This window comes from bacterium (assembly GCA_039961635.1).
Classification (GTDB): Bacteria; 4484-113; 4484-113; order JAGGVC01; family JAGGVC01; genus JABRWB01.
The window spans coordinates 1-10,258 of record JABRWB010000028.1 but is presented as its reverse complement, the minus strand read 5'-3'; the positions used below and the strand labels follow the sequence as shown (position 1 = coordinate 10,258).

Below are 10,258 nucleotides of genomic sequence, written 5' to 3'. Positions count from 1 at the left end.
TATACACTATCCCGGGGCAATTCACGATTAAAGCCAAGGTGACATATTGGGATGGATGGACACTTGATAGCCTTGCAAACATAACAATCACCGTCCTCCCCCCCGAAGACGCCGGAAGCTGACGTTGTTCGTTGCTTGATTGATTTGCACATTTCCGGGGCGCGGGCGGTTCTATCCCGTCCGCTCCCGGATGCCGTTTTTGTGTTTTTGTATTAGCCCAAGGGAGGTTCAGATGAAGTTAATTTCTTTCATGGTCAAGAAGATTGCGGGAATTTGCGATTACGACGAAGCGTTGGAGGGATGGTAATGCGAAAGCTAATCCCCCTTTTCTTCGCACTTGTTTCGTTATTGGCGCTGCAAACTGCATTATTTTGCAGTTGCACGCACTATTCCAATCCGCCCCTTCCATATGTCAGCCATCGTGCGGTTCACATAATGTACGGTTCACCAAGCGAAGGGCAAGCCCCCCTTGATTGGCAGTACCGAATAGATGTTATACGGTATTTGGAAGATCCGCCGTCCCCCAGAGAATTTATCAATTTGATGGAGGTGGACTTCGGCGATGGCACAGGATGGCATGACGTAACGGACGAGTGGCATGAGTCGCTCAAAGGGCTTTTCGATCCCAAAATGCGCCACACCTTCGAGCAACCCGGCGAGTATGTCGTCGTAATTCGCGCAACATTCTACGACGGCGAGCAGCATTTGAGCGTACCGAAAACTATACGTGTTACCTAGCTTTGTTGCATTCCGGGCAGCGGCCGGTCCCACCCCGCCAGCCCCCCGGATTTTGCGCGGTTGCATCCCTTACCGGCCGGCACCGCGGCTGTTTGTACGGCGCACAGCGTCGCGGCTGTTGCCGCGATGCGCCGGCTAAAATGCAAGCGCGAAGCGGCGGAATTCACAAATCGGCTGGGCGGCCATCTCGCTTCGGCAAGCCGCGCGTCTGCGGGGTAATATACTCCGATGGCCGGACGCTACTTCACGCCGGAGCACGAGATCGACCGCTGCTCGCTCTGCGGCACGTGCACGTACGTCTGCCCGGTGTTCCTCGAAACGCGGCAGGAGGGCCACACCGCGCGCGGCCACATGCAGCTCATCGACGCGTTCCTGCTGTCGGGCGGAATCGAGGCCGGGCCGGACGGGACGGTTGCGCTGGGCGCGGCCGCGCCCGCGATAACGCCCGCATTCGAGGGGATGCTCGACTGCTGCCTGCGCTGCTACCGTTGCATGGACGTCTGCCCGTCGAACATCCACACCGTCAGCGTTTTCGAGGAAGGACGCGCGGAAATCACGCGGCGGAAATTGCTCCCGCGCATTTCGGACTGGATTACCGCGCAAATACTTCCGTCGAGGATGCTGATACATTTCGCGGCGCGCTCGCTTTGGCTGGCGCAGCAAATCTGGGGAATCTTCTGGCATCCGTCGCGCGTCGCCGATAAATCCAACAAATCCAAATATACCGCGGATCTCCGGATCGGCGCACGGGCAGTCAAATCTAATTCCGAACCATCCGAGCGTTTCAAAACTCCATCCGAAGACGCGTTCTGGTTCCTGGGACAAATCGCGATTCCCAAGATCGCGGGAAAGTTTTTCATCGGCAGCGCGTTCGCAAGAAAACGCGCGCCGAAGCAGGAACCCGCGCTCATCGCCGCGGCGAGCACGCCCGCGGGCGCGGTCCGCGTCGGCGCTGCCGCGGTGCCGTCGCGCAGGCCGCGCGTCGCGTATCTGGTGGATTGCATGACCGACACGCTTTATCCCGCGGTCGCGCGCGACACGGTCGCGGTGCTCGAAGCCGCGGGCTTCGAGGTCGTAATCCCGGAGGACGCGGGATGCTGCGGCGCGCCGGTGCTGGGCACGGGCGATATGGCGGCGTTCGAGCGGATGGCGCGCGCGACGCGCGAGCGGTTTACTTCGCTTGGCTGCGAGTACATCGTCGCTTCGAATCCGACCTGCGCGAAAACGATGAAAATGATTTATCCCGAAAAGTTCGGCGCGGAATTCGTCGAATTCTCAAAAAAAATAAAAATGGACTTCGAGGTCATGAAGCTCGCGGGGGACAAATTGAAGCTCGACGCGGCCGAAGGCGCGATCGGATTCCACGACCCGTGCCACCAGAAATTCGCGCTCAAAATAACGCGGGAGCCGCGGGAGATGCTGGGGCGCGCGGCCGCATACACGCCGCGCGCGGGCGAGGACGCGTGCTGCGGATTCGGCGGAACGTTCTGCGTGGATTTCCCGAAGCTCGCGCAGAAAATCGCGGACAAGAAAGGCGATTTCCTTGCGGCGGCGCCGGAGGAGGAAATCGCGACGACCTGCCCCGCGTGCCTGTATTACCTTAACCAGCACTCCGCCGCGCATGGCGGAAAGCATCGCAGCGTGCACCTTTCCGAAGTCGTTGCGCGCGCGGTGCGGTAGGAGCGCACTGCGTGCGGCCGCTATGATGCCGAGCCGTCCGGATCCGCGGATTCTGGCAGAGCAGGCGAGGCTAACTGATCAACAATTTTACTTTTTCAAAGCCTCGCTAAATTCTTCAACGCTCGTTTCGGCAAGCTTGATCAGTTTTCGCAGCGTTCCGATGGATAGCTCGTAGTGATCGGGAATCTACAGCGTGGAAGGAACGCCGGGCTTTGTATAGCAGAGGTGGCTGCCCTTCCTTCGTTGAAACCGCCACCACAGGCGTTCGAACGCGCGGGCCGCGTCCAAGCCAGATACGACGGGAAATTTCGGAATCATCCCGCGACCACAAGCTCGCGTACTTCGACCGTCTTGGGCATCCCCAGCTCCTCGCGCACTTCAAGGCAAAGCTCGATGGCTTCGCGGATGTTCGCCAGAGCTTCGTCCTCCGTGCGGCCCTGGGATACGCAGCCGGGGATGGACGGACACTCGGCCACAATCCATCCGTCGCCGTAATCTTCAAGTGTTACCAGCAGCCTCATAAAGCTTCGCCTTTTCGCAATCCGCGTGCGGCGGCAGGGTGATTATACCGTTAAAACCTGCAGTCATGACGCCGGGCGGCAGGACGAATATACCGATTCCCCAAAAACTGCGGAGAAATGCAGTTATTTCCGGTATAATCTCCCCGGTCGAGGCTCCGGTGCACCGGGGCTTTTTTGCGTTTAAACGGCGGTTGAGTTTCGCCGCCGGCATTGAAAGTACAGTCCCGCGGGCGCGCTCTCTTTGGGGGTTGCGCCATGAGAAGGTACCAGCTTGCGCTTGAAATCGCCGCGATTGCGGCGTTCATCCTGCTCGTCGCGGCGTTCGCGATCCCCGCGTATCTCCGCGTCAAGGACAGGGTGAAGGAGGCCGAAGCGAAATCGAATCTGCACTATATCCAGCTTGGAGTCGAGAGGTATGCAGTTAGCAACAATGGCACCTATCCCCCGTTTCTTTACGGCGGCGATGTGGTTGCCGATCCGCTTCTGAGGGGCGGATTCATAACCGAGTATCCGCGCAATCCGTTTTTCGCCGGGAAACGCGGCGTTGAAGTTCTCGAACACCAGGCGAAGGTTGACGATACGCTTCGTCCGGACGCGCTAGGGAAAACGCTCGGCTGTCGGTTCGGATTGGGCGGGGACAAGATGGGCAACGTGATGCCCGACCATCGTTATGGAACGGTCGAAAAGAAGGACGCGTACGGCAAGTTGACGAAAGAGCCTACATACGCCGACTTCGCGGGCTACCCGTTCTACGACATATGGCAGGATCCAAAGCATCCGAAGTTCTTCCTTCCGGGGGAGTTTTTCTATAAAAGCGACGGGCCGATAGTAGCCGCGGATGCGAAAACAATAGATGCAACTATGCCAATTCAGCCGGTTGAGGTTGATCAATATATTATGGGATTATACGGCGCGCGTTGGAACAGGGGTTTGGATGTTATGGGCAGGCAAAACCTGGCTTCATCTACCCACACTCCGGAAGAATACTCGACAATGAATACAGTGGTACAATCTGCCGGATGGCATTTTGGGAAAAATGAATCCGCAGGTTTGATAACCGCCTTTTACTCCAATGGAGTGCCAGATTCGATATTACTTTTGCTTGAATCAGGCGAACCAATAATTTCAAAGCAGTAGGAAATTCCGCTACTCCCTCGCCGCGACAAGCTCGGAATTCGGGACGTTCCTGATCGTTTCGATGCCGTCTTTCGGCGGCGAGACTGCTGTCTGCGCTAAGGCTAATCCAATGAAGGAAATTTGGAAATCCTTATTTTGGATTCCGTGACGACAACAACTTTGCCGAGCAACTCCACGCGCCGCGACAAGCTCGGATATCGGAGCGTTCTTGATCATTTCGATTCCGTTCTGCGGCGGCGCGACTTCCATAATCCTCGCTTCGGCTTTGGCCGTATCCAGCCAAACAACCGCATGCAAAACGTCGTTCCGAGGCTGAAGCCTCGGCTCCTTGTATTCACTCTCAACTCCGAACTCTTAACTCTGAACTCGTTTTTCCCTTGACAACTCCCGCCAAGTGCGATACTATACAAGCGTGTGGCATTTGCCGCCGGGGTGACGTATGGGCGCATTCACCGAATTCGACAGGCGCAGGATGACGGGGTTCTCCCCCGCCAAATCCCGCGTCAAATCCGGATTTGACTTCGATCCGGACGGAAACGGACGCGGTACGGAATCTTCGTTGGTACAGCGGCCATCCCAGGCCGCGGATTCGATCGCGCCCGCGGATGCCGCGGCCTGGGAAGGCCGCGCTACCGATTGCAATTCCGATGAATCCCTCCGCCGCGATCCGGCCTGGTTGAACCGCCCCGGCCGCATGGTCTTCCTATGCGACATGGACACGTTTTTCGTTTCGGTCGAGCGGCTGTTCGACCCGTCGCTCATCGGGCGCAGCGTAATCGTCGGCGGGCCGAAGGGCGCCCGCGGCGTGGTCGCGGCGTGCAGCTACGAGGCCCGCGTCTTCGGCGTGCGAAGCGGGATGTCGCTGCGCACCGCGGCAAAGCTCTGCCCTCACGGCGAGTTCGTTTACGGCCGCGGACATGATTACTCCAAGTACAGCGACCGCGTTATGCATATCCTCGAAAGCCACCTGCCCGAAGTCCGCGCCGCGTCCATTGACGAATTCTATTGCGAAGTGACCGGGATGGAGCGCGTTCATCCCGATCTCTGGGAACTTGGCCGGATGCTCAAGCGCGAAGTCTTCGTCAAGACGGGGCTGCCGATGACGATCGGGGGGGGGAGAAACCGCCTCGTCGCCAAAATAGCAAGCAAGGAAGGCAAGCCTGACGGGCTGTACATCGTGCCGCCGGGAACCGAGGCGGAGTGGCTCTCTCCGATGACGGTTGACCGCATCCCCGGCATCGGACCGAAGACGACCGAAGCGCTACGGGCGATGGGCATCCGGTTCATCGGCGAGCTTGCGGCGTGCCCGAAGGAAAAGCTCGTCGCGCGGTTCGGAAAGTGGGGCGGGTATATTTCGGAAAAGGCGCGGGGCCGCGAGGTTTCGATTTACCAGGAGCGCAGCCTTCCCAAAAGCATTGGAAACGAAAGCACGTTCCGCGCCGACGTGGACGACATCGCCAAGGTGAAAGAGGTAATGCGAAGCCTGCTCGAGCGCGCATGTTTCCGGCTGCGGCGTGAGAAACTCAAATGCCGCGAAATTTCGGTAAAGCTGCGATACTTCGACTTCGACACGCACACGTCGCAGATGTCGATTCCGCGCACGTGTGTGGACGAGGTGATATGGCCGTTCGCCGAGGCGCTTTTGGCGAAGCTGCACACCCGGCGCGCGGCGGTGAGGCTTGTCGGCGTGCGGCTGTCTTCACTTTCGTTCGACGGAGGGCAGCTTGAGCTTTTCTCCGCGGGCGACGGCTCGCACTTTTTCGACGCGGATTCGCGTTTCGAGCGGATGAAGCCGGGCAGGCTCGCGCGGCCGGTGATGTTCCGCGATGCGGCCGCGCCGGGATTACCCGATGCGATGCCGTTCGACGGCGTGCTTTCGCTGGACGAGGCCGAGGTGCTTCACGAAGCGGTGGACGAAATCCGCGACCGCTACGGCTACGACTCGATAGGCACCGGCCCGTCGCTGAAAAGACTGATCGCGAAAAAGAAAAGAAGGGCGGGCATCGGCGAAGCCGGGGGATTGGAGGTCGCAAGGCCGCGGAAAATGAAATAGCGGGATTTCTTCGCCGCGGGCAATCTCGGCGATTCCGGGGTATACTTTCCCATCCTGCATTTGAGGTAGGGAAGGCAATGGGAAATTTCGGCTTCAATTCGCCGGAGATTCTGGCGAAGGCAATCGACGCCTTCGACGATGAATCGTTGAAGGAAATAAAATCGTTCGTATTCACGCTGCCGGAAGGATTGCTGCGACAGACGCTTCGCAAGACCGGCAGCTTCCGCGGCGATTTCCTCCAGCGGATGTCGCCCGCGCTTTTCCGGCAGTGGCTGAAAAACCGGGTGGACGACCGGCGCACCGCCGCGATTGTATTCTCGCATGTGCTCACCCAGTTTTTCAACACGCGCTATAAAAACGAGCAGGCGGATTTTTTCAAAAAAGCCGGAATGCCCTCCGACGGCCACATTCTCGATCCTAACGGCAACTGGAAGGAGTACGACTGGTCGAAGGTGGGCAAGGCCGCGCAGCGCCTGAAAAAGGCCTATCCCGCATTTCCGCTCGAAAGCTTTTTGTACGTTTTGTCTGTTTATTTCCGGCGCAACGCGAACCGGCGGGACTGGGCGGTTAACCTTCTCGAAAATACCGGGCTTATAGACAAGCTTACCGACTGGCACAAGGCGGACGCGGAAGCCGCGGCCGCGGCGGAAGCCGAAGTCGAAATCGAAATCCTGGACGAAAGCGAGCGCTTCGTCGTCGCACCGTACGAGACGGAATCCGGCGAAACGGAACCGGCCGCAGCGCCCGCGCCGGCGCCGTCCCCGGCTGCCCGCCGCCCTTCCGGCGATTGGGAAACCGTGCTCGACAAAACAATCCGCAAGCTCATTACGGCATCCGCGATGAAGGAATTCGGCGCGCTCACGCTGGAGGAAATCGCGGACATGGTGGACGAGATTATCCACTTGAATTCCGCGCGCGTCGAGAGCAAGTTTCACGCGGGATTCCTGGAAGCGCTTGCCGGCGTGAGCCTGACCGCGCAGGACGCGCGGCTTGGCGAGGATGCCGCGAGGTACCACACTTTCGGGCTGCTTTGCGGATACGCGCAGGCGGGAAATAACGACGCGCTGGTGCGCACATTCGACACCAAGCGCGCGCAGGTGCTGGACTTATTGGAAGATCCGGACTTCGGCATTGCGTTCGGAAGCAACTTGGAGGACGCGCTGTTCGCCGCGGAAAGATGGCCGGACTCCGGCGCCGTTCTTGAATCGCGCGCGAAGTATCTGCCGCCCGGCGATCTGGCGGCCAGGCTCGAGCCTTACCGTGAAGCGCTGTCCGCGTACGTCCGCGACCTGCGCGCGGCCGACGGCCTGGATTTGTCCGCGGCAATCGACGGCGCGCTTTCGATCGCGCGCGAGAAAATCGCGGCCAATCCCGCGTCCTCCGAGTTGCGAAACGCGGTCAACGGAATCGCGCGCCGCGCCGCGCAATGCATGATGGCGAAAAAGGATTTCCTTGAGGCGCGTTCGCTTCTGGAAAAACTCGCGGCGGAGCTTGAGCCCGCGCTGCACTCGCGCGGCGAGTACGCGGCGACGCTTGCCGACCTCGCGCTCGCGCGCGCCGCGATCGCGGACCTCGCGCGGATATTCCCGCTCGCGCGGGAAAAGGGCGGATTCGGCCTGGCGACTCTCGCAGCGGAAAAGGAGCTGCTCGACCGGGCCGTGGAAGCCGCGCCGGACGACTCGCCCAAGGCGCGGTTCCTGCGCGGCGCGATCCATTTCTCTAATGAAAAATACGAGGAAGCGGTGCGCGAGCTCGAGGCCGCGATACCGGCAATGAGACGCCGATGGGCGCGGACGCAATCCTACCCAAGTCTCGCCGCCGCGCATATGATGCTTGCTATTTCGCTTTCCCGGCTCGACGCGCAGCACAATCTCGACCGGATCATCACAGGCGTGGAGCTTGCGCTGGCTGAATCCGTCGAATTTGAATGGGAAGACGTGGTGCCCATACTCAACGATTTGTATATACTTGGACGCACTAGGGAGGCCGCCTCGCTCGTCCTCAAAATGGCGGAATGCAAACTGCATCCGGCAAAGCCGGGAAAAGACCTGCTTGAGCTTATCGCGGCGCTCGCCGCCGAAAACGATGATGTGTGGAAGCTGTTTGAAGAGATGATTGACTCCCCCGGCGTCGGATTCCGCGACAGGTTTACGCATTACCTCGACATACTGAAAAGCAGCCATGGATTATCCGATGCAGCGGTTGCCGCATTCATAGAAAAGCTGGACGCGCTGGCGACCGAGCACCCGATGCTGATGGACGGCTGGATCGATTTTCTTCTGACGGCCGACGGGCTGCATGGTTTGACCACGCTCGACCTGCGCACGCTCGCGTTCGAGCGCGCGTGGGAAACCGGCGACGAGGCGCGCCTCGCGCGCGCGGCCGAGTCGGGACTTCTCAAACGAATGACGACGATCGCGGAAAAAAGCAAGGACGCCGGCGACATTGACGAGGTGGAGGAGTACCTGGAGAGGCTGAAAACCGCGGGCGTATCCGAAAGCCTTGTCAACAGCGTGACGAAGCGCCTTGAAATCGCCCGCGAAAAAGCCGCGGAAATTACGTCCGTGGACCGCGACACGCTTCGCTCGCAGCTAAAGCTCAAGGGCGGTCTGGGCATTCTCGTCATAGGCGGAGACGAGCGGGAGGCGCAGTGCGAAGAAAAATGCCGCGCGCTTCTCGAATCCGAATTCGGCGACGCGTGGCCGCTCGTCAATCTAAAATTCAACTTCACCTACTGGAGCCACAACTTCGGCAGGCAGTTCGAAAGGATGAAGGCGGAGCTTGCCTCGGCTGACGCCGTCGTGGTTCACAGGATGATGCGCACGATTCTTGGAAGGATGATAAGGAAGTATATAAACGACCACGGCAAAAAATGGGTCACTTGCATCGGGCGCGGCGCGGACTCCCTTTCGCGCGCGGTCGCGAAATCGGTCGAAATAGCGCTGTTTTCCTGATTGGGGCCGCGGCAGGAACGGGCCGTCCGCAGAATGCGCGGTAGCAGGACTTCTTTAGGTAAACTCTGCGCATTCTCGTTTCGTTTTATTAGTAAAATACGCATACTGCGGTATCATGTAATGTAGGCCCTTTACTGTGCCGCGCAGCCCCCGGGAAATCGCGGGATTCATTCTTTCGCTTTGTGATGGCTTGACGGGGGCCGTCCGGATTCACCGGGCCAATTGCTGCCGGAGGTAAACAAAATGGCATCATCGTTCATGCCGGCGCTCAACCGCCGCCGGGGTTTTGCGTACTCATTCGTTTTCGTTTTGCTTTTTTCCCTGGCGGTTTTATCGTGCGGCAGGTCGGGCGGCAGGCCCGCGGCCTCGCCGTCTCCGGATGCGGCTCCGCCCGCCTCGTCTCCCGTCGAAATCGCGCGGGATTTGGGAATCCCCGATGCGGAAGATTTATCCCGCAAGGATGCGAAGCTCGCCTCGATGGATTACGACACGCGCCTCGACCGGCTCACGGATCGGTTCTTCGAAGAGATAATGCGCATCTACGGGACGCCGGAAAAGGGGAAGGTCAGGCTACCCGCGGCGCTGGCACGCGATCCGTACTTCGCCGATTCGGACAAGTTCGACCGCTCTGCTTCGATTGCGCCGAGAGAGGGATTCGGAATCGTCGGCGATCTTGCGGCCGGAGCGACCGCCCAGGCAGGAAAGATATCGCTCTCGTGGACGTACGCTAACAAGGGCGACTACAACCAGGACGGCGAGGTCGGGATATCCGACGTGACGCCGATAGCCTTGAATTTCGGCGCGCTCACGAACGACGGGACCAACGACGAGGCCGAACGCGTCGTTGACGGCTCCGGCAGCGGCGAGGTGGGGATTGACGACGTGACGCCCATCGCGCTGAATTACCTGGCGGTGGTGCAGAGTTACACAATCGAATTCCTCCCCCCCGGCGATACCGTCTGGCAGAGCGTACCGACCGAAAGCCGAGTCATGTTCGCAAGCGCAACGCTTCCGCCCTCCGGCGGATTCAAGACTTTCAGCGTCACGCTCGGCGACTGGGAGGGGGGAGTGCTTCCGCCCGTCCTCGACGGGACGAAATTCCGCGTCGCGCCGCTGGATTCGCTTGGCGCGCAGGGCGAATACTCGAACGAAGCCGTGTTCAATACCGGAACCGG

Annotated in this window: 8 protein-coding genes; 6 read left to right on the top strand and 2 right to left on the bottom strand. The window is 59.7% G+C overall.

Features of this window, described 5'->3' with window-relative positions; all coding sequences use genetic code 11:
- Positions 1-435 precede the first annotated feature (435 nt).
- On the top strand, positions 436-738 hold the full coding sequence (locus HRF49_04455) for a hypothetical protein (protein MEP0813901.1): 303 nt from the start codon (positions 436-438) through the stop codon (positions 736-738).
- Between the two features lie 228 nt (positions 739-966).
- Positions 967-2,418 (top strand): (Fe-S)-binding protein, encoded by a 1,452-nt coding sequence (locus HRF49_04450; protein ID MEP0813900.1) that lies wholly within the window; start codon positions 967-969, stop codon positions 2,416-2,418.
- A 314-nt stretch (positions 2,419-2,732) separates the two neighbouring features.
- Here HRF49_04450 and HRF49_04445 read toward each other — a convergent pair whose 3' ends face one another.
- Positions 2,733-2,939 (bottom strand): type II toxin-antitoxin system HicB family antitoxin, encoded by a 207-nt coding sequence (locus HRF49_04445; GenBank protein ID MEP0813899.1) that lies wholly within the window; start codon positions 2,937-2,939, stop codon positions 2,733-2,735.
- Positions 2,940-3,194: 255 nt separating this feature from the next.
- On the opposite strand from HRF49_04445, the gene HRF49_04440 reads away from it, so the two are divergent.
- Complete coding sequence (locus HRF49_04440) at positions 3,195-4,076, top strand: hypothetical protein (protein ID MEP0813898.1); 882 nt, start codon at positions 3,195-3,197, stop codon at positions 4,074-4,076.
- Positions 4,077-4,085: 9 nt separating this feature from the next.
- On the opposite strand, the gene HRF49_04435 is transcribed toward HRF49_04440, so the two are convergent.
- Positions 4,086-4,373 (bottom strand): hypothetical protein, encoded by a 288-nt coding sequence (locus tag HRF49_04435; GenBank protein ID MEP0813897.1) that lies wholly within the window; start codon positions 4,371-4,373, stop codon positions 4,086-4,088.
- Positions 4,374-4,515: 142 nt separating this feature from the next.
- On the opposite strand from HRF49_04435, the gene dinB reads away from it, so the two are divergent.
- From dinB to HRF49_04420, 3 genes are all read left to right on the top strand, one after another.
- Positions 4,516-6,129, top strand: a complete 1,614-nt coding sequence (gene dinB, locus HRF49_04430; protein ID MEP0813896.1) for a DNA polymerase IV — start codon at positions 4,516-4,518, stop codon at positions 6,127-6,129.
- Between the two features lie 77 nt (positions 6,130-6,206).
- Positions 6,207-9,083, top strand: a complete 2,877-nt coding sequence (locus HRF49_04425) for a hypothetical protein (GenBank protein MEP0813895.1) — start codon at positions 6,207-6,209, stop codon at positions 9,081-9,083.
- Between the two features lie 243 nt (positions 9,084-9,326).
- A partial coding sequence (locus tag HRF49_04420) for a hypothetical protein (protein MEP0813894.1) occupies positions 9,327-10,258 on the top strand: 932 nt, incomplete at its 3' end.

Bases quoted from the DNA above. Each gene is read 5' to 3' on its own strand.
- HRF49_04455 (MEP0813901.1), top strand. From the start codon at position 436: ATGTACGGTTCACCAAGCGAAGGGCAAGCCCCCCTTGATTGGCAGTAC.
- HRF49_04450 (MEP0813900.1), top strand. From the start codon at position 967: ATGGCCGGACGCTACTTCACGCCGGAGCACGAGATCGACCGCTGCTCG.
- HRF49_04445 (MEP0813899.1), bottom strand. From the start codon at position 2,939: ATGAGGCTGCTGGTAACACTTGAAGATTACGGCGACGGATGGATTGTG.
- HRF49_04440 (MEP0813898.1), top strand. From the start codon at position 3,195: ATGAGAAGGTACCAGCTTGCGCTTGAAATCGCCGCGATTGCGGCGTTC.
- dinB (MEP0813896.1), top strand. From the start codon at position 4,516: ATGGGCGCATTCACCGAATTCGACAGGCGCAGGATGACGGGGTTCTCC.
- HRF49_04425 (MEP0813895.1), top strand. From the start codon at position 6,207: ATGGGAAATTTCGGCTTCAATTCGCCGGAGATTCTGGCGAAGGCAATC.